Annotated in this window: 20 protein-coding genes, 1 tRNA gene and 1 pseudogene; 13 read left to right on the top strand and 9 right to left on the bottom strand. The window is 42.3% G+C overall.

Annotation, left to right across the window (positions count from 1 at the left end; genetic code table 11):
* Positions 1-176 precede the first annotated feature (176 nt).
* The gene (locus DN068_RS00715) at positions 177-1,502 is read left to right on the top strand and encodes an amidohydrolase (protein ID WP_110996959.1); all 1,326 of its coding nucleotides are present in this window, start codon (positions 177-179) and stop codon (positions 1,500-1,502) included.
* Between the two features lie 47 nt (positions 1,503-1,549).
* Here the strand turns inward: DN068_RS00715 and DN068_RS00710 are convergent, their stop codons facing one another.
* Positions 1,550-1,957, bottom strand: coding sequence for a hypothetical protein (locus DN068_RS00710; protein ID WP_110996958.1), 408 nt, complete (start codon positions 1,955-1,957; stop codon positions 1,550-1,552).
* Between the two features lie 317 nt (positions 1,958-2,274).
* On the opposite strand from DN068_RS00710, the gene DN068_RS00705 reads away from it, so the two are divergent.
* Positions 2,275-3,258, top strand: coding sequence for an aldo/keto reductase (locus tag DN068_RS00705; protein WP_110996957.1), 984 nt, complete (start codon positions 2,275-2,277; stop codon positions 3,256-3,258).
* Between the two features lie 62 nt (positions 3,259-3,320).
* Here DN068_RS00705 and DN068_RS00700 read toward each other — a convergent pair whose 3' ends face one another.
* From DN068_RS00700 to DN068_RS00690, 3 genes are read right to left on the bottom strand one after another with little or no spacing between them, the layout of a single operon-like run.
* Entirely contained in the window at positions 3,321-3,788 is a 468-nt protein-coding gene (locus DN068_RS00700; protein ID WP_110996956.1) for a phage tail protein, read from the bottom strand.
* A 42-nt stretch (positions 3,789-3,830) separates the two neighbouring features.
* The gene (locus tag DN068_RS00695) at positions 3,831-5,408 is read right to left on the bottom strand and encodes a phage tail sheath family protein (RefSeq protein ID WP_110996955.1); all 1,578 of its coding nucleotides are present in this window, start codon (positions 5,406-5,408) and stop codon (positions 3,831-3,833) included.
* 53 nt (positions 5,409-5,461) lie between these two features.
* On the bottom strand, positions 5,462-5,986 hold the full coding sequence (locus tag DN068_RS00690) for a contractile injection system tape measure protein (RefSeq protein ID WP_110996954.1): 525 nt from the start codon (positions 5,984-5,986) through the stop codon (positions 5,462-5,464).
* An 82-nt stretch (positions 5,987-6,068) separates the two neighbouring features.
* Between DN068_RS00690 and DN068_RS21910 the strand changes: the two genes are divergently transcribed.
* On the top strand, positions 6,069-6,416 hold the full coding sequence (locus tag DN068_RS21910) for a hypothetical protein (RefSeq protein WP_123985173.1): 348 nt from the start codon (positions 6,069-6,071) through the stop codon (positions 6,414-6,416).
* 92 nt (positions 6,417-6,508) lie between these two features.
* A complete protein-coding gene (locus DN068_RS00685) occupies positions 6,509-7,246 on the top strand; it encodes a hypothetical protein (protein ID WP_110996953.1) in 738 nt (245 codons plus the stop codon).
* A gap of 64 nt (positions 7,247-7,310) precedes the next feature.
* Here DN068_RS00685 and DN068_RS00680 read toward each other — a convergent pair whose 3' ends face one another.
* Positions 7,311-7,529 carry a hypothetical protein gene (locus DN068_RS00680; protein WP_110996952.1) on the bottom strand — a complete coding sequence of 73 codons (219 nt, stop codon included), beginning with the start codon at positions 7,527-7,529 and terminating at the stop codon, positions 7,311-7,313.
* A gap of 147 nt (positions 7,530-7,676) precedes the next feature.
* On the opposite strand from DN068_RS00680, the gene DN068_RS22015 reads away from it, so the two are divergent.
* The 5 genes and pseudogenes from DN068_RS22015 (at position 7,677) to DN068_RS00660 (ending at position 12,565) form a co-directional block, all read left to right on the top strand.
* On the top strand, positions 7,677-7,844 hold the full coding sequence (locus tag DN068_RS22015; RefSeq protein ID WP_165836238.1) for a hypothetical protein: 168 nt from the start codon (positions 7,677-7,679) through the stop codon (positions 7,842-7,844).
* Between the two features lie 138 nt (positions 7,845-7,982).
* Positions 7,983-9,269, top strand: coding sequence for an AAA family ATPase (locus DN068_RS00675; RefSeq protein ID WP_110996951.1), 1,287 nt, complete (start codon positions 7,983-7,985; stop codon positions 9,267-9,269).
* 33 nt (positions 9,270-9,302) lie between these two features.
* Positions 9,303-9,833: pseudogene (locus tag DN068_RS00670) on the top strand (RloB family protein); the annotation flags it as partial.
* A 135-nt stretch (positions 9,834-9,968) separates the two neighbouring features.
* Positions 9,969-11,582 (top strand): ELWxxDGT repeat protein, encoded by a 1,614-nt coding sequence (locus tag DN068_RS00665; RefSeq protein WP_110996949.1) that lies wholly within the window; start codon positions 9,969-9,971, stop codon positions 11,580-11,582.
* Between the two features lie 98 nt (positions 11,583-11,680).
* Positions 11,681-12,565 (top strand): DUF4238 domain-containing protein, encoded by an 885-nt coding sequence (locus DN068_RS00660; RefSeq protein ID WP_110996948.1) that lies wholly within the window; start codon positions 11,681-11,683, stop codon positions 12,563-12,565.
* Between the two features lie 316 nt (positions 12,566-12,881).
* Here the strand turns inward: DN068_RS00660 and DN068_RS00655 are convergent, their stop codons facing one another.
* A complete protein-coding gene (locus tag DN068_RS00655; RefSeq protein WP_110996947.1) occupies positions 12,882-13,316 on the bottom strand; it encodes a hypothetical protein in 435 nt (144 codons plus the stop codon).
* A 109-nt stretch (positions 13,317-13,425) separates the two neighbouring features.
* Positions 13,426-13,881, bottom strand: coding sequence for a hypothetical protein (locus DN068_RS00650; RefSeq protein WP_110996946.1), 456 nt, complete (start codon positions 13,879-13,881; stop codon positions 13,426-13,428).
* Between the two features lie 276 nt (positions 13,882-14,157).
* Here DN068_RS00650 and DN068_RS00645 point away from each other — a divergent pair, with 276 nt between their 5' ends.
* Positions 14,158-14,529 (top strand): PH domain-containing protein, encoded by a 372-nt coding sequence (locus tag DN068_RS00645; protein ID WP_110996945.1) that lies wholly within the window; start codon positions 14,158-14,160, stop codon positions 14,527-14,529.
* Between the two features lie 121 nt (positions 14,530-14,650).
* Here the strand turns inward: DN068_RS00645 and DN068_RS00640 are convergent.
* Positions 14,651-14,722 (bottom strand) — tRNA-Arg (locus DN068_RS00640).
* A 205-nt stretch (positions 14,723-14,927) separates the two neighbouring features.
* Complete coding sequence (locus DN068_RS00635; protein ID WP_207798823.1) at positions 14,928-15,263, bottom strand: DUF2185 domain-containing protein; 336 nt, start codon at positions 15,261-15,263, stop codon at positions 14,928-14,930.
* A 108-nt stretch (positions 15,264-15,371) separates the two neighbouring features.
* Between DN068_RS00635 and DN068_RS00630 the strand changes: the two genes are divergently transcribed.
* The 3 genes from DN068_RS00630 to DN068_RS00620 all read left to right on the top strand — a co-directional run bounded on the left by DN068_RS00630 (position 15,372) and on the right by DN068_RS00620 (position 18,322).
* Entirely contained in the window at positions 15,372-16,190 is an 819-nt protein-coding gene (locus DN068_RS00630) for an SDR family NAD(P)-dependent oxidoreductase (protein WP_110996944.1), read from the top strand.
* 519 nt (positions 16,191-16,709) lie between these two features.
* On the top strand, positions 16,710-17,606 hold the full coding sequence (locus DN068_RS00625; RefSeq protein WP_110996943.1) for a helix-turn-helix domain-containing protein: 897 nt from the start codon (positions 16,710-16,712) through the stop codon (positions 17,604-17,606).
* 2 nt (positions 17,607-17,608) lie between these two features.
* Positions 17,609-18,322, top strand: coding sequence for an SMUG2 DNA glycosylase family protein (locus DN068_RS00620; RefSeq protein WP_110996942.1), 714 nt, complete (start codon positions 17,609-17,611; stop codon positions 18,320-18,322).
* The last annotated feature ends 170 nt before the right edge of the window (positions 18,323-18,492 follow it).

Below are 18,492 nucleotides of genomic sequence, written 5' to 3'. Positions count from 1 at the left end.
TTTTCTCAGTTTGCAACAACAAAGTAACTAGTAAATCAGGCTAAAACTTTGCGTTATCTATACGGATGCTTGAAAAATTTATCATTACCGCTGATTAATAAATCTTTCAAGCCATGGCATAAATCCTACACGCTCCTCCACCACCCGCTCGGTAATTTTGTAAAAACGACCGTATTATGCAGCAAAAGGAAATTTCCCGCAAAGATTTTATAAGAATGTCAGGATTTGGAATGGCCGGACTGGCATTTGCCTCCGGATTGCTGGCATCTTCTGTAGAAGCCTTCGCCGGCGCAAGCGAAAAAACATTGCTGCTAAAGAATGTACGACTTGAAACAGGATTCATCTATGACGAAGATGAGGTCGTTCAAACAAAAACAGAACTGTTTTGTGTTGCGATTGAAAACGGAAAAATTAAAAGTATTACTGCCAATAATCCGAATGCATCAAACGCAATCGATGCTAAAGGCTGGCTCATGCTTCCCGCTTTCAGGGATATGCATATCCATCTCGATAAGACATTCTACGGCGGACCATGGCAGGCCACGAAAAACGTAAGTGGTGGTATTAAAGGTATGATTGCGCTGGAGCAGCAAATGCTCCCTGAAATGTTGAAGCACTCAACCGAGCATGCGGAAAAGCTTATTACACTGCTGCAATCAAAAGGTACTGGCTTCGCCCGCAGTCATGTCAATATTGAACCTACGTCCCAACTGCAGTCATTAAACAATCTCCAAAAAGCACTGGAAAACAAGAAGAAAAGTTTCGGTGCAGAACTCGTGGCGTTTCCGCAGCATGGTGTATTCTATACAGACACTGCACCATTGATGAAAGAGGTTGCGAAAATGGATATCGATTTCATTGGCGGTCTCGACCCGTACACTGTTGACGGCGCTATTGAAAAAACAGTAGACTTCACCGTTCAACTCGCACTGGATAATAATAAAGGAATCGATATTCACCTGCACGAACGAGGACAATCAGGATTGCAAACCGTCGAATATCTGATCAAAAAGGTAAACGAGAATCCTTCGTTGAAAGGCAAAACATTCATCAGTCACTGCTTTGTGCTCGGCATGATCGATAAGATAAAACAAGAAGAAATCGCAGTGCAGTTAGGCGCAGCCGGAATTGGCATTATCTCTACCATTCCTTTTGCGGGCCCCGTAATGCCAATCCCGACACTTTACAAACACAATGTAAATGTGATGACAGGAAACGACAGCATTATCGATCATTGGAGTAATCTGGGATCCGGCAGTGTACTGGAGAAGGCAAATACAATGGCGCAATTATATAACTACGCTACAGAATTCCAACTATCCAGAAGCTTAAAACTCGCCACAGGAAATGTACTGCCACTAGATGATAAAGGCGTGCAACAATGGCCTAAAAAAGGCGATGCTGCCAACATGGTACTGATTGATGCGAGTTGTTCTGCGGAAGCGGTATCAAGAATCTCTCCGGTAAAATCATTAATTCATCAGGGGCAGATCGTATTTTAAACCGAGCCGGCAACTTCTTGTACACCTGAAAATTCAGAGTGTCTGCATTATCGCCAGCCACCCATAATATCTACATTGAGACTATCGTTCTTTACATCCATGTCTATTGGGAAAACAATTTTATAGTCATCCATGTGAATATTACAACTGGCGATATAACCGGTTGAATCTCCCCAAAGCTCAACATGATACCCTTTCTTATATAAAGTCATGTCTGCCGAAGGGTGAACATTTAATGTTGCCGGCAGCGAAAGATCGCTCGCATACAGCTCTGTTTCGGCAAGTGCCGCAGCATTAGCATCATCAAAAACTTTCAGGTAAACTTTCTGTGCAGGTAAATTAGCACGCAGATAGTTGTTCAGCTTGATTGTCTTCAGCGTAAATGTCTTATTCTCTTTTGTACATCCGCCAATTACAACCGCCAGCAACGCAATTAATACAATTTGGATCTTCATAATCACATTTTCCGCCGCAAAATTATCGCAACGAAACCTGTTCGCATTTTCTAAAAACGCCAAAATTTATCCCATTCCAGCCAGTAACCACCGATGGCTGATTTCCTGACGTCTGATTTACTCATCTGGTGAGCGTTAGCACAGCGCCCTTGTGTCGAACCACGGTGCAAGTCTCAGATTTGCGTTGAAGTGTTTCAGCGAGACTTTTGATTTTTTTTGAATTTTGACGTTTGACGTTTGACGTTTGCTGAAATTTGCCTTACAAAACTGATGAAGCAAGCATCAGTTAATCGATCTCAATCTTTAAATACAAAAAAATGAAAACAAGAATATTAGGAAAAGGCGGACTCGAAGTCTCCGAACTGGGACTAGGTTGTATGGGCCTGACTTTCGGCTACGGACCTGCAGCCAATGAAGCAGATGCAATAGCCGTAATCCACAGAGCCTACGAGCTGGGCATCACGTTTTTCGATACAGCCGAAGCTTATAGCCAGGGCGGCAACGAAGCCCTGTTAGGTAAAGCGGTAAAATCATTTCGGGACAAAGTAGTGCTCGCCACAAAGTTTGGCTTTCTCAACGGCGATCCGAAACAAGGACTGGACAGCCGTCCTGAACGGATCAGAGCCGTTGCAGAAGCATCGTTAAAACATCTGCAGACCGATGCGATCGATCTGTTCTATCAGCACCGCGTTGATCCGAATGTACCGGTAGAAGATGTTGCCGGAACGGTAAAAGATCTGATTCAGGAAGGGAAAGTAAAACATTTCGGAATGAGTGAAGCCGGTGTTGAAAGCATTCGTAAAGCGCATGCAGTACAGCCAATTACCGCATTGCAAAGTGAGTATTCTTTATGGTGGCGCGAAACGGAAAAAGAAATATTTCCGGTACTGGAAGAATTAGGCATCGGCTTTGTACCATTCAGCCCGCTTGGCAGAGGATTTTTAACCGGCGCCATCGATGAAAACACAAAATTCGACCCTACAGATTTCCGCAACGGATTACCGCGTTTCTCTGAAGAAAACAGAAAAGCCAACCAAAGCATGGTAGACCTGGTAAAAAGCATTGCGACAGCAAAAAACACCACTCCTGCACAGATTGCGTTGGCGTGGATACTGGCGCAGAAACCATGGATTGCGCCAATTCCGGGAACAACAAAGATTCATCGTCTGGAAGAAAATGCCGGCGCAGCAAAAGTAGAACTGACCCAGGAAGATCTGCAAATGATCAACGAAGCTTCCGCTAAAATTGAAATCTCCGGCGCACGCTATCCGCAAGATCAGCAAGCAAGGATCGGCAAATAAAAACAGAGATCAGAATTGAAACAGCCACCATTTGCACTTTGAAATGGTGGCTGTTTTTATCATTACTTGCCGGCGGTTATGACTAAAGTTTCATAAGCAACTTCAAGCGATTCTACCGCCACTTCATTGCCCTCCGATCCTAAATCTGTGCTGCTTGTCTTTGTAGGCCAGGCATTATCCAGCTGCCATTGCATCGTAGCGTTTCCCTGCTCATCCAGCAACCGGATCACTACAGTACGACGTTGAATGCTGTTCATCGTTATTTGCTGATACCAATCCCAGAAATTATTATCATTGGCAAACATGCCTTTCTTCATAGTAATGTTGCCATGTTTCGTAATGCCGGGCATTTTCTCCGTCGAAAAAACTGGGTTATCCGTTTTGCGGTACTCAATTATCTGAGCCTCCACATCCATTCCGGATATTTCCTGAAAGATGATCCCCTTTAATTCTGTTCCAAAATCTACTTCAAATCTAAACTTTGGCATAGGCCATGTTGCACCTGCCGCGTTGTTGCTATCTGTTGCCATTATTTTGTTTTTATGCGTTCACCGAAATTGTTGCAATAATCATTAACTCGAAACAGCCATTTGCTGCTGGAATGTAAACTCAATAAATTCAGCCGGTCTTACAACGGCAACCTTTACCGTTACATTCATAAAACCGTTCAAAATATCGTCACTGGTCATCGTTGTACCCAGGCCGCAATCAACAGAAAAAGCATCGGCAGCGCTGGCTCCCTGCAAGCCACCCTGCTTCCATATATTGGTCAGAAAACTGCTGATCATTGATTTTACAGTCTCCCAGGTATTTTTGACATTAGGCGCGAAAACATAAGCCTGCGCTGCTTGCTTACACGACTGTTCCAGAAAGTTCATGGTACGACGCACCGAAATATACCGCCAGTCCATACTGTTACCGTCAAGTGTACGCGCACCCCATACCAGGATACCAATGCCATTGAAAAAACGAATCACATTAACCGACTTGCCCGACACAACATCAACATTAAGATTACCCTGCTGTCCGTCAGACAATTTGATCGGTAGTGACACACCACCAACGATCGAAACATTGGCAGGCGAAGTCCAGACACTATTTTGATTATCCATCGTAGTCATCACACCAGCCATTGCACCGCTGGGAGGAAGCAGATTTGCATCTGCCAGTACATGACTGATAATCTGGCCGTATGTCTTGCTGGCATTGAGTAAGGTCTGATTATATTGGGCAACGGAAAGAGCGTTTGGTGCCGTTTCCATATTCGAAATAATTTCGGCGACTGCCATGTTTGGATTTGCAGGCGGATTCAATATGCCAGCCAACTGTTTTACATCACTACCGAAAAGATTCGTATAATCGATCTCGCTGCTTTGCATAATAGTAGTGCCAATAAAAGGATAATATGCAGCTCCGTAACTCAGTCCTTCTACTCCGGTATTATTTCTGAACGCAGTGATGTCATTCATGTATTGAATCGGATCTGGATTTTTACCGCCAATGATATCAAAAACAGATACAGACGTCATCATGCCGGAACTCTGTTTCAACATAGCCTGCATCAGGCTTCCGTTATCGGCAACCGACAGCAGAGTTGCATCCGGGCAGATATAAAGCGTAGGTGCTGATTCGTTTGAAAGCAGTTGCAGGCCATGCAGCAAATCGTTTAGCTGCACATTAGCATTAATGACTTGTTCACCGAAATTCGCTGCTTTACCCGAAGACGGACCATAACTACCCACAGAAACGATATAAGTTTCTGCCCCGCCATTCTCAAAGAACAGCCTGATGCTGTTGTATAAATAGTAAACCGTATCAGGGTCTGGTAAAAGCACGTAGTAAGTGCCATCAAGCAACAAATAATCGCCAGCAGCGGGCTGCGCTTTTTGCGGCACAAGGTAATATTGTGGCTGATACTGTTTAGCGGGCTGTGCTGGTGCCGGCGGATCCGGAAAACAATAAATGGCCTTAAACTCTGCGAATGAAGTCACTCTCTGCGCTACATTAGTATACGACTTTCCTTCATAAACTGCTTGTGGCGTATAGCCAATAAAAGCGGGAACAGCTGTTGCTACCGGTATTACATCATTTGAAAAGTCATTGACCTCATTGATATATACTCCGGGCGTTTTGATGTTGGATTTTAACATGATGATTTTTACTTTCTTGATTTCAAAAAAAACGATAAGCCGACTTTATAGATTTAAAACTTCCAGACCACATGCAATGGCTTGTCCATCCATGGGTATTTAATATTGGAAAAAGAGAACGGTGATTTGTTCAGCAAAACATCATACGCTCGCCTTTCTACTTTAAGCTCCCAGCTATCAGCAGACTCAATCAACAGGCCATCGCGCACCAACCAGTTTCCCCGAAAGCCATCCAGATACTTTGTACCGGCATCGGGCCAGTAGCTGAGCATTGATGTGATTAAGCCATTAATTAGTTTTTCCTGCTCGTCCGAAATTTCAATTTCTTCAGGTACCGGATGCGCCAACGGCAAACCACAAAGCACTTTATTAAGCTGCAGGAAACGCGCTTCAGTATTCGTCAAACCGGTGGCTACGTATTGCAGGAACTGAACAGCCTGTTCTTGCGCCGATGCATTGACAAAAGCCCGATTTTGCATCAGACCCAGCCGTTCAAAAAGCATCGGCACATAATTATTGACAATGACCAATCCGGCATTTTTTACCGGAATTCCTTCTTTCGATGTGGTGACAGACATAGCTTTATGGGATTTCTCCTGAAAAATACAGCATCTAAAATAAGTTTTCGGAAGAAATGAGATTATATCCCTACGGAGTACATTGACCTGCGCAAGCAGTACACTCGCTTATACAAGTAGTGCATTCCATTACGCAAGTAGTACACTCCATTATGCAAGCAGTGCACTCGCTTATGCAAGTAGTACACTCCACTACGCAAGTAGTGCACTCCACTACGCAAGTAGTGCACTCCATTACGCAAGTAGTACACTCGCTTATGCAAGTAGTACACTCGCTTACGCAAGTAGTACACTCCACTACGCAAGTAGTACACTCCACTACGCAAGTAGTACACTCGCTTACGCAAGTAGTGCACTCCATTATACAAGTAGTGCACTGCTTTATGCAAGCAGTTATATCCCAGGCCTAAAAAAATTCTTCCTTTTGTAAAACAATCCTTTAAGCGAAGAAAGCATGCAATTAAACATTACGATAATTTATTTGGCACGCCAGTTGATTCTAGTATCAAAAAACTTAGTATAATGGCAAACGCAAATAACGAAACCGGACATTATAAGAATGTCGCCAATTTTAAAGGACTGATCCAGTTCTGTGAATCACTGGGCTCCAGCTATCGTCCCAGCAGGCCCGAACTTACGGTAGTACAACTCAATACTACCTGCAGCACAGCGATAGACGTCATGGATCAGATAAATACCGCAGAGATTGCATTATCAAAAGCAACAAATGCACGCATACTGGCTTACGGGGCGCTTCCTAAACTTATTACACGTCTGGCAAACGGACTGGAAGCCATAAATCCGTCGTCGGATGTATTAAAAACCGCACATCATTATGTAGCAAAAGCACGCGGCAAACGAATGACCACGCCGGAAGCACCGGCCGCAGATGCAAAGCCAGAAGACCTGCCCAAAACAAGATCCGTAAGCCAGCGCAGTTATGATGCACAATTGGCCAATTTTGTGCAACTCGTAAATATATTGACAGCCGAGCCGCTGTATCATCCCAACGAAACAGAAGTTACAATAACCGCATTACAGGAAAAAGTGCAAAATCTTGTACAACTCAATGGTGAATGGACAGCAGCCAGCAATCAAATGAAATTGCTTACAGCGCAGCGCCAGCAAGTACTTTACGCCCCCGTGACAGGCCTTGTATCAGTAGCCGAATCGGTGAAGAAATATCTCAAATCACTGTACATGGCCAATAGTAAAGAGATGAAAGCCGCCAATGCTTTTGCCATCCGGAAACTGAAATAGATAGCAGAGATTGGTTTCCCCCGAAAAAAAATCCCTCCGATAGTAGTGTCGGAGGGATTTTTCGTTAAGCTTTTATGTCATAAGCCCGTTCCAGATCTTCCGGTTCCGGAAGCATAGCCTGCAGCAACGTGAGGCAATTAACATCATAGAGCCGGTCTTCGTTCCGGTCTTCATTGTACCGTTTCAGTACCGTAATCAGGCTTTCTTGCAGATCTCGAAGCAAGAGCGCAGGGAAATTGCTTTCCAGTTCAATGATCAGTTTGTTGTCGGTAATCCTTACCATAGTTCTAAAAATGACAGCAGCCCGGCCTTTAGGTGCTCTACGTAAACACGTTGGTGCCCTTTCGGGTACACCCACCATTGGCCGGACTGCGGACGATAATTAGTTTGTAACATTGTTGTTTATTAGAGGCTGCGAAGATAATGGAATTTGGGAAAGATAGGCGGATATTGTCCTATGGTTACCAGCATCGTACCTCCGGTAAAACATAGTTGCGACGCTCCGTTCGTCACCAGCGCTACTATTGAGCATTTCCCGTATCAAACACTTGCTATTATCAAACCCGAAATCAGGTTGCCATCAGCCTTACAGGCTTAAACATTAGGTTGGGGAACACATCATACAGTCTTTGTGAGGACCAGGCATAAGAACGTCACAATCTGATTTCGCCCCTGACCACCCGAAAAAAACCACTTCAATCCCCTATTTTTGTAATTCATTTACAAAAAACAGCCCATGATAGTCAATTTCAGCATTCAGAATTTTGGCTCCATAAAAAATAAACAGACCCTTTCTTTCGTTGCCGACAAGTCAAAGCACTTAGAAGATCAGTACATCATTCATACCAAAAGCGGTTTACGACTGCTCAAAATGGCGTTGATATATGGTGCCAATGCTTCCGGGAAAACGACGGTGTTGAGGGCTTTGGATTTTTTGAGAGAATTGGTTCTCTTTCCAGCTGATAAAAAAACAGAACGTTTAAAATTCCAGCCGTTTCTATTCGACAAATTTTCAAGTCATGAGCCCGCCAAACTATCTATCGAATTTATCCATAACGATACACAGTATTTTTATGAAGTCGAAGTCTATAATCAGGCTATTGCTAATGAAAGACTCGACTGCGGCAAAGCCAATGTATATCGCCGCACTACTGACAGCGAAACCCAATTCTCTCACATAACATTTGGAGGAAAATTTATCGTAGATAAGTTCTCCAAAAGAGCACTTGAATCCAACACCCTTTGGAATAATACTGTACTAGGAGGCTTTTTAAAAACTAACATTGACATTAAGGTTCTCGGTGAAGTTGTGGATTGGTTTATTAATTGTTTGTCTTTGCTCATAGACCCCGAGGTTATGCTCGATAGGTTTATCACTTCTTTAATCGATATCGGTAGGATACACAAGTCGAACATCATTAAGATTCTAAAAAAAGCAGACCTTAACATATCTGATATCATTCTTAATGACGACCAATCCGATTTTAGTATTAACCTAATGAATGCCTTAAATGAAGCAGGAGTTGCCGATGACATAAAAGAGAAAATCAAATCAGATAAATTAATGAGTATCGAATTTGAGCATTCAATAAACGGAACAAAGTACTTTTTGCCGTTTAGCATTGAATCGTTAGGTACACAACGCTATTATGGACTTGCAGGTTTGCTTACCATACTCATAAAGAGCACCTCCATTGTTCAAATAGATGAATTAGAGTTGTCACTCCATCCAGACCTCTTCAATCATTTTCTATTATCCTTTTTAGTCAATGCAAAATCATCGCAACTCATCGCAACTACACACAACCGGGAGATTTTAAACAACCGCGACATCTTCCGAGATGACGCGATCTGGTTTACAGAGAAAGACGAAGAAAGCGCTACCAATTTGTATTCACTCGCAGACTTTGATACATCTGTAATAAGAGACACAAGCAATGTCTACAATGCTTACAAGATTGGTAAGCTGGGCGGCATTCCAAATTTAGGGGACTACTATATTGACTTTAGCGATGGCGAATAGACCGAAGAATTCAAGACAACTCAAGGACAAACCGAAGCCTGGTATTTTCAATTACTAAAACAGCACGAGAAAGATAGGATTAACGTCAATATCGAACCAAAAATTCAACAAAGACAAGGCTTAGAGGATCAGTACAAAAAAGTGCAGACACTTGTTGCAGAAGGTTACGACAAAGTTTTCTGGATTATAGACATGGATGTAATTGTAGATCAGAAAAAACAGCTGAATACATTTCTCGAGTATAAAGCGAACTGTCCGGCAAACGTCGTTGTTATTATGAACCACCCCTGTCTTGAATACTGGCTGCTCTGTCATTTTGAATATTGTAACGCACCTTTTCGTAAGTGCGGCGAAGCAGGAAAGCGGTTAGAGCATTATCTGACCGGTTACGAGAAGTCAGAAAAATTTTACAAGAGACCAGATAACGATATCTATAAACGACTGAAAGGTGAATTAGATAAAGCCCGCGAGCGATCCAAAGACAAGGAATTTAATCCGGATAGTCCATTTCAGGGTTTTAGCCAGATGCACAAATTATTTGACGAACTACTGCCGAAAATATAATTGCAAAAGCCTGCTCCGTGAGCAGGCTTTTGTTTTTCTAAGAACCCGGGAACCACCTGGGATCTGCACTTTTTTATATTAAACATTTTATTCAACTTAGCATCCCAAACAATCCACACCACTAAACACTGCTTTATGTTGAAAACATTTACCTCATTGATCCTCCTATGCTTTGTAAGTACCTCCTTTGCACAAATGCCCGTACTTGTAAAAGACATCAATACCGGTCCGGGAGGCTTTAGCGATATCGGCAATTCGGCCGTTGCCAAATGCACTAACGGAAACGAATTATACTTTAACGCCAACGACAGTGTACATGGCAGAGAACTATGGGTGACAGACGGCACTAACGCAGCAACACATCTTGTCAAAGACATCAATCCGGGCGATGCAAGCTCAGACGCATTCCCGCTCGGCGTAATGAATGGGAAAATGTTATTCGGTGCCTGGGACGATGGCATGCATTATCATCTATGGTCTACAGATGGCACCGCCGCCGGAACGGTACAAGTACACGATGTATCGCCATTGCCAATACGCATGACTTTATTCAACGGGAAAATGTATTTCGCGGGCCGAGACAGCACCTACCCTACCACCAATCTATGGGTGACAGATGGTACTACTGCCGGCACGCACATCGTCAAAGAATTGAATCAGCAAGCCGACGCAAACCCCGCAAATCTTATTGAATACAACGGACGCCTCTATTTTCAGGCATATGCGCCGCAGTCTGATGTAAAAATCTGGTCGACCGACGGCACGGATACCGGCACAAGGATATTAGATAATGTTGCCGGCAATCTGACGATACAAACTTATTATCCGCATTTCGCTGTTTACAAAAACAGACTATGGTTTGCCGCCAGCGATTACACACATGGCACAGAAGTCTGGTCGAGCGATGGTACCGATACCGGCACACATATGCTGAAAGACATTGCCTACGGTAGTTCCAATTGTTTTGCCCACGGCATGACCGTATATCACAACCTGCTTTGTTTTGCCGGTTATGGCGGGCTTTACAGCACCGACGGTACGGACACAGGCACTCATATGTTTAGCACCGTAGCACTCTGGCCGGGTGCGTTGGAGCCATTCTCCTTCACGGCCTACAACGATAAACTTTATTTTGATGGTGCAGATTCACTGGGCGGAGAACTATGGGTGACAGATGCTACCGATACAGGCACTTATATGATCAAAGATATTTTTCCGACGCCGCCTTCTTATCCTTCGCCGATGAGCAGTGCGCCTTATAGAATGAAAGTATTTAACGGCCTGCTTTATTTTGAAGCAAACGACACCACACGCATCCAGATCTGGACTACCGACGGTACGACCAATGGCACGCAAAAGCTTTGGCCTTCCTTTGCAGACAGTAATGGATGGGTATCCGGAGATTTCGAGATTTGCAACAATATGCTTTTCTTCGACGCTGATTATGAAAACGCCATTGGCGCCGAGTTATACCGTATCGGCGGACCAACAGCTATTTCGCCGGTACAATTAGCCAACGAAACCGTCACGGTTTTCCCAAATCCGACAAAAGATATATTTACCGTACGTTTCAGTCAGTCTGCAAAAGCAACTATAAAACTGCTGAACATGAGCGGGGTTTTATTAAAGAATGAAACAGTAAATGGCTTGACGAAGGATATAGATCTGACAGGCTTCCCACCGGGCATTTACCTGCTGGATATTACAAATGATAGTGGACATATGATGAAACGGGTTGCAAAATTGTAAAATAAGATCAAACATCTGCAAGTCTACGCCTTAATTTAACACAAGACGATCTAACATCTCAAGCATATTTTAATACCCATTAAAACAAAAATCAAACAGTGAATATCGAGGACACAGAATTTGGAAAATATTTGAATAAAAAGTCGTCACGGCACCACTACATCCCCCAATTTTTAATAAATGGATTTAAAAACGAGAACGGCCTCCTATACATTTTTGATAAAAACAAAGATGAGATCTTAAGCAAACCAAGGCCACCTAAATCTATCTTTTTTGAAAACGATAGGAATACTCTGCAAATTGATGAAAAGAACACTAGTTCCATTTTAGAAGATTCCTTATATTCTACAATTGATAATCAGATCAGCAAAATAATTTATGAATTACAAAGCGCACCGCTGCAAAAAATTGATTTAACTGATGAAAAAGTTTCCAAAATGATTTTTTTTCTTATTACACTATTTTGGAGAATTCCCGCTACTGACTTTGCAGCAGACAACATCTTCGCAAACTCTAAAATTTTAGTAGATGGTATCGAGCTCAATCATATGCATAGCGATGCAGCAATGAATAAAATTAATAGGGCAGGCCTATTTAAACATCACATCGATCAAATGATTTTAAATGGTATCAAGGGGCAAAGAGTATACAATATCCATGAAGTCGCAGAAGATGTTTGCGTCATTGGAGACAATCCTATTCTTTTTAAAAACTTTTCAAATAAGTTTTCAGAATTTAATGACACAGATATCCTAATGGCTGTCAGTTCAAATCGCATTTTTTCTTCAACCTTTAAACCCCTAAAAAAATTTTCAGCAGCGAATTTAAGGATGTTTAATATTCAAATTATTGAACAGTCCTCTAAGTATATTGCATGTGGCAATTTAGAAGTATTGAAGAATGCAGTTGAGTTATATCGCACTGTTGTGAAAAAAGGAGCGATCCATACGCTCAACAACTGGGCTTTTGAGGAAATTACTTAATGAGAATTTCATCATTTACATGAAAAAAAATAACAATCATACTTCTTTCTGTAAATCTATGCCTGCTATCCGGTATAAATATTTCAAACGCTGGCCTAAAATACAATAAACAATTCCAGATCGTTTTAGTCAAGAAAAACTATAGCAAAAATCTGTCTCATGAACAGACGGGCTTTCAGGTATGGCTTACAGATTCAGCAGGATTAAAATTTGGTCCGATTTGTTTTCAAAAAATGAGGATTATTTCCCAAAAGCGTTGAATAGTCCTAACAAAAGGAAAGCCTGCTCAAGAGCAGGCTTTCCTTTTTATCCGAAACTATTTATGAGAAAACAACATATCCCCTTTAAGAACAGTGTCACCATTTATGACGTCCTGGTAAGAGGTATAAGTTTGCAGATGATTCGTAGTGATTTTTAAAATCATTAAGGTGTCGGATTCATTGCTGGTAAAATCGGTCATGTAAAGTATGTTGCCATCTTGTCTGTAAGATCCGGTATCGAAATAGCTGGAATTTCCACCGGCATTATAGTTGTAAGAATAAATTTTCCCATCGTTCGTAAACTCCATGTAAGAGCCATCGTTGATAGAAACAGTATCCATCGATTGTAGTTTTCCATTAACTACCGTTGAGTGTATATCTGTCTCGAAATACCATTTACCAGGTATAGTACCGATACCATCGCCGTCGCCCGGCTTACAAGATGCAAATGCAACGCTGATAAGGCTCGCTGCAAGAAAAAATTTCTTCATATAGGTTATATTAATCCGTGCGAATATAGAAGGTCATAAGGTTTTGAAAAATCCCAAATTCGGGGTAAAATTCGCCGATATCGAAAACTTAAATTTTTCCGGGATACAGTTATCTAACCTTCACGAACCGGTAATATTCGATAGTATGGGGCAAAAAGCCGAATGCAGCGATTTCCAGTTTATCTGACGTAACGCTGCTAACACTAAATAGCGAAAAGAACACCTGATTCATATAGGTGTTCTCGTACATATAGATTAAAGATGAATTATCAGATCGTCTTACCCATATTCCGGAGTCTAAAATTTTCACCCCTTGAAGAACACGTCCTACATAAAAAGAATCGTTGGGCTTCCACAAATAGTATTCATTCGCATCGACGTTATTTGAATCATTTGCCCAATAAGATGAATTAGAACCATCAGCGGTATCAACCACCCGCTCAGAAAATAAATGCCATTTTACATCAGTAAAAGAAGCAGGAGCAGAACTGTTTGTATCATCTTTCTTGCAACCTGCCGCCAAAGCAAACAGCAGCACGAACGATAAGGAAATAGATAATTTCATCGAAAGAATTATTAAGTAAGTCAGTAGTAAGATAATAAATGTACTGTGGTATTTCTATCTTCTTTTCTGTAGGGTAAATCTAGCCACCGTTTTACAAAAAAATGTCTTTTTGGACCAATGTTCAGTCTGATTGGAGCTTTTTAGAATCTGTATTCAATTGACCTTTGTATAAGAGATTCAAATGAAGGAACACATTGCTTTAAATGCATAAAAGCTAAGTAAGAATAAGCCTTATGCGCTCCTTCAGATACAGCAAAAACTAAAACTTCTATAACAATGGGCAATTACGTAAACAATCACCTCATCAACGGTGAACAAGTAGAATTTGAGACATCCTACCATTGGATCATTTTCTTTAATCTGATCAGTTTTTTCACATTGGGAATTTACCCGCTGATCAAAAAAAAGACAGCCGAATTTGCCATAACAAACAAACGCGTGGTCGTTAAGGCAGGCCTGTTATCAAGAAAAACACTAGAGATGAACTTGAGCAAGATTGAAAGTGTGCGCGTGGATCAAAGCATATTCGCACGTCTGCTGGGTTATGGTACCATCACTATTATTGGCAGTGGCGGAACAAAAGAAGCATTTCCAAGAATTTTGAATCCCCTGGAATTCAGAAAGAAGTTTCAGGAATATGCCGGATAGTTTCCCAGGCAATCATGACGAATTATTCAAATAGCAAAAAGCCTGCTCTCTGAGCAGGCTTTTCAATTTTCTATATCGCTTCAATCAAAATCAGACAACAGCGATCAGCAAATCAGCTTTGTAGTCCCGACAGGAATCGAACCTGTATCAAAAGTTTAGGAAACTTCTATTCTATCCATTGAACTACGGGACCCTTCAGTCAATGTTCCTGCAAATATCTCGTTCCAAATTCAGTTTTCCAATATCCGCCGGTATATAAATTCGTTGATTTCCACAAAATCCGCCGCTGGATCGATTATATTTGAATACTTATTAATCTGCCGCAAATCAATGTTTTCCCAATCATCTCTGCTTTCACCGCTCTTGGCTGTTGACGGACAAAAATATTGGCAAGCCGATTATCTTATCTGAGTAAGATTCCCGGACACCTCATCTCGTTCAAATTCCGAGCCAATCGGAAAATGTAGAAACGGGATAATTTCCGGATCGTAGTTAGCAATTGTATTGACATCGTAGACACCTGAATTATCTGCGACATCGACGTATTCCTGACTTTCGTCACCAGCAAGAAATTGCCATCCGCTATCCAGATCATTGATCGGCTCCGTCCGGCACATATAACCTACTCTATTTCCGTCTACGGTAATCCGGTCGGTAGCTACGCAACCGCCCATCGGAGCAATAAGTTGCACGATTTCGGCGGCTGAAAGTTTATATGATTTTCTCTGTTTCATATGAATACAAATATCGGCCTTCCGTCAAAATGTATCATTCTTTCGTACTTCTGTATAAATGGCCCTCATTTGTTGCCGGTAGCTTTGTCCTACAATTGAAAACAAACAATGGCAAAAACAATTTTTATTACAGGAGCATCCCGCGGTTTCGGGAAAATATGGGCAGAAGCCTTTTTGAAAAGAGGTGATAACGTAGTGGCAACAGCCCGCGATATTAATTCACTCAGCGATCTGGTAGCTACATACGGCCGCGCTGTTCTTCCATTGCAGCTTGATGTCAACGACCGTACCGCTGATTTTGAAGCAGTACAAAAAGCAAAAGAACATTTCGGAACGATTGATGTATTGATCAACAACGCCGGTTTTGGCTTGTTTGGCAGTATTGAGGAAACCTCCGAACAACAGGCACGTGATCAGATGGAAACAAATTTCTTTGGTCTCCTTTGGCTGACGCAGGCGATCGTTCCCGTGATGCGCGCGCAAGGTCATGGTCATATCATTCAGTTATCGAGTGTATTAGGACTGGTAACTTTGCCGGTACTGGGCCTTTACAACGCTTCTAAATTTGCTGTGGAGGGGTTGAGTGAAACATTGGCTACGGAAGTAAAACCATTCGGCATTAATGTAACGCTCGTAGAACCAAATGGGTTCACGACAGACTGGGCGGGAAGCTCTGCTTTCCATACAGAAAGCATGCCGGAATATGACCAGATCAAAGCTGATTTCCATGCCGGACTTACACCGGATTCGTTCGGTAAACCGGAAGCTACAACTGACGCTATCCTGAAACTGATAGACAGCAACAACCCACCATTGCGTTTATTGCTCGGCAAAGTGGCGTATCCTTTCGTAAAACAGGTTTACGCCAGCCGTCATGATGAATGGAACGAATGGGAAACGGTTTCTGCTGCTGCACACGGGCACTAATTAAAAAGTCAAAAGCCCAAATTTATGATTGGTGCTCTTCGCCTCCGCTCTGAGTGGTGGTTAGTTGTGAGTAGCAGTAATACTCGCATCGGTCCCCTTGACTAATTATTCGGTGCCTACAATCAAAAGACAATGACACCTTGATTTAGCAATAGTCCTCCAAATCTGGCTTCGAACCATCATGCTCCTACTTTTTTTATGCCAAACGGCGAAGCCCTCATGAGCGACCCGAGATGATATGAACGCGAGTAAAAAAGTAGGCAAAAAAGGGCAGGCTAAGCCAAATCACTCCGTGGCTTAGACGGTCGCTCGATTGAGCTTCATTGCTACTGTGCAGTCAAATTAAGAACCTTGAAATGGAACTCAATTTTAAATGTGTCATTGGCATGCTGGGGGTCCCGTGTAATCTGGTTTTACGCGCGCTGGAATTCCCCCTTCGGGGGAGGCTAATAAATTTTATCCATAGTCTTATAAATCTGCGCCGGCCTGCTGGCGCAGATTTTATCATAATTTCACACGATGAAACATTTCAAATCTATCAGCGAGTTTCATGCAGCCAATGGTTATCCGCCTCTGGAAAATCCATTACTAAGTCTGGTGATGTGCCAATACCGTGAAAATTGTCCGCTCGGAAACTACGAGTTCACCGCAGATTTTTACATCATCGCTTTTAAGAAATTAAAAGCGGGCAACATCCTTTACGGCCGTACCAAATATGATCATGAAAATGGCTCTATGATTTTTGCCAGGCCACGTCAAATCATCGAATTCAGAAACCTGGAACTGGAAGAAGACGGTTTCAGCATTTATATACATGAAGATTTACTCGACGGACATCCGCTGCACGAGGAAATAAAGAAATACGGATTCTTCGATTACGAAGCCAACGAAGCGCTGCATCTTTCACCGAAAGAAGAACAAATCGTCTGGGATCTTTTTCGTAAAATAGAAACTGAATACAACAACAATCAGGATGAATACAGCCGCGATATTATGCTTACGCATATCGATTCCATTCTGAAATACGCACAACGTTTTTATAAACGTCAGTTTTTAAATCGTACGGACCTTTCCGGCAAAACCGTTTCTAAGTTCCAGAAAGTGTTGGCCGATTATTTTAAAAAAGATTATTTGCAGACAAAAGGATTGCCCACCGTAAATGCGATTGCATCCGAACTGCATTTTTCATCGCGCTACCTTAGTGATATGCTAAAACAGGAAACAGGAAAAACTGCTATCGAGTTGATTCATGTTTACCTGATCAATGAAGCAAAAAACTTGCTGAAACAAGATCGTAACAACGTATCTGAAGTCGCTTACACACTTGGATTTGAGAACCTGCCTTATTTTTCCCGGCTGTTTAAAAAAGAAGTAGGTGTTAGTCCGAATCAATTTAAAAAACAACTCGCCAACTGACCATGACGTTTGGAGATAAAGTAATTGCCTACAACGAACAACTTGTTTATAACGGTGCTCCTTTGCCGAAAGGCATCCGTATCATGAATCCATTCCGGGAATCAGAACAGGCGATGCGAATCGTGCGGGAGTTTTATCACAAATACTATAACGATAAAAAGAAAAGGCATATCATTCTCGGCATTAATCCGGGTCGCTTTGGCAGCGGACTTACGGGTATTCCATTTACAGATCCCAAAAGACTGCAGAGTGAATGTCATATTCCCTATGAAGGCAAACTAACGCATGAACCTTCGTCCGTTTTCATCTACGAAATGATTCATGCCTACGGTGGATTGGAAGCGTTTTATAGCGATTATTATATCAACTCTCCCTGTCCGCTCGGCTTTACCTCTGTAGAGGCCAATGGCAGGGAAAAGAATTACAATTATTACGACAACGCCGAGCTGCAGCAGGCTGTAGCCGGTTTTATGATTGAAAATATTCAAAAACAAATTGAACTGGGCATTAAAACAGATGTCGCTTTTTGTCTGGGCACGGGCAAGAATGAAAAAATTCTCAGCAAGCTGAATAAAGAACATGGCTTCTTTAAGAAGTTAATTCCACTGGAGCATCCGCGCTTCGTCATGCAATACAAAAGCGCATCGAAGCAATTCTATCTTGATAAATACGTGAGCGCGCTGAAAAGTGTAAAATCGCTGATGGGTGATGGCTGATTTACTTGCGCGTTGTCATGGTGAGTGAAGTCGAACTATGGAACGTTGCTTTGATCGACGACCTGAGGTGCCGCCCTTCGACTCCGCTCTGGGTGACAGATGATGGAATAGTAATTTACGTTGGGCGTTCTGCTCCTTTGGCGGAGTTAGAGGAGGCTACTGTCATAAGC

It is taken from the genome of Taibaiella soli (assembly GCF_003236175.1).
Taxonomy (GTDB): Bacteria; Bacteroidota; Bacteroidia; order Chitinophagales; family Chitinophagaceae; genus QKTW01.
The sequence above is the reverse complement of the archived record's forward strand: the minus strand, read 5'-3'. Positions and strand labels throughout refer to the sequence as shown.

Coding starts and splice junctions, on each gene's coding strand:
- DN068_RS00715 (WP_110996959.1), top strand. CDS start 177: ATGCAGCAAAAGGAAATTTCCCGCAAAGATTTTATAAGAATGTCAGGA.
- DN068_RS00710 (WP_110996958.1), bottom strand. CDS start 1,957: ATGAAGATCCAAATTGTATTAATTGCGTTGCTGGCGGTTGTAATTGGC.
- DN068_RS00705 (WP_110996957.1), top strand. CDS start 2,275: ATGAAAACAAGAATATTAGGAAAAGGCGGACTCGAAGTCTCCGAACTG.
- DN068_RS00700 (WP_110996956.1), bottom strand. CDS start 3,788: ATGGCAACAGATAGCAACAACGCGGCAGGTGCAACATGGCCTATGCCA.
- DN068_RS00695 (WP_110996955.1), bottom strand. CDS start 5,408: ATGTTAAAATCCAACATCAAAACGCCCGGAGTATATATCAATGAGGTC.
- DN068_RS00690 (WP_110996954.1), bottom strand. CDS start 5,986: ATGTCTGTCACCACATCGAAAGAAGGAATTCCGGTAAAAAATGCCGGA.
- DN068_RS00685 (WP_110996953.1), top strand. CDS start 6,509: ATGGCAAACGCAAATAACGAAACCGGACATTATAAGAATGTCGCCAAT.
- DN068_RS00680 (WP_110996952.1), bottom strand. CDS start 7,529: ATGGTAAGGATTACCGACAACAAACTGATCATTGAACTGGAAAGCAAT.
- DN068_RS00675 (WP_110996951.1), top strand. CDS start 7,983: ATGATAGTCAATTTCAGCATTCAGAATTTTGGCTCCATAAAAAATAAA.
- DN068_RS00665 (WP_110996949.1), top strand. CDS start 9,969: ATGTTGAAAACATTTACCTCATTGATCCTCCTATGCTTTGTAAGTACC.
- DN068_RS00655 (WP_110996947.1), bottom strand. CDS start 13,316: ATGAAGAAATTTTTTCTTGCAGCGAGCCTTATCAGCGTTGCATTTGCA.
- DN068_RS00650 (WP_110996946.1), bottom strand. CDS start 13,881: ATGAAATTATCTATTTCCTTATCGTTCGTGCTGCTGTTTGCTTTGGCG.
- DN068_RS00645 (WP_110996945.1), top strand. CDS start 14,158: ATGGGCAATTACGTAAACAATCACCTCATCAACGGTGAACAAGTAGAA.
- DN068_RS00635 (WP_207798823.1), bottom strand. CDS start 15,263: ATGAAACAGAGAAAATCATATAAACTTTCAGCCGCCGAAATCGTGCAA.
- DN068_RS00630 (WP_110996944.1), top strand. CDS start 15,372: ATGGCAAAAACAATTTTTATTACAGGAGCATCCCGCGGTTTCGGGAAA.
- DN068_RS00625 (WP_110996943.1), top strand. CDS start 16,710: ATGAAACATTTCAAATCTATCAGCGAGTTTCATGCAGCCAATGGTTAT.
- DN068_RS00620 (WP_110996942.1), top strand. CDS start 17,609: ATGACGTTTGGAGATAAAGTAATTGCCTACAACGAACAACTTGTTTAT.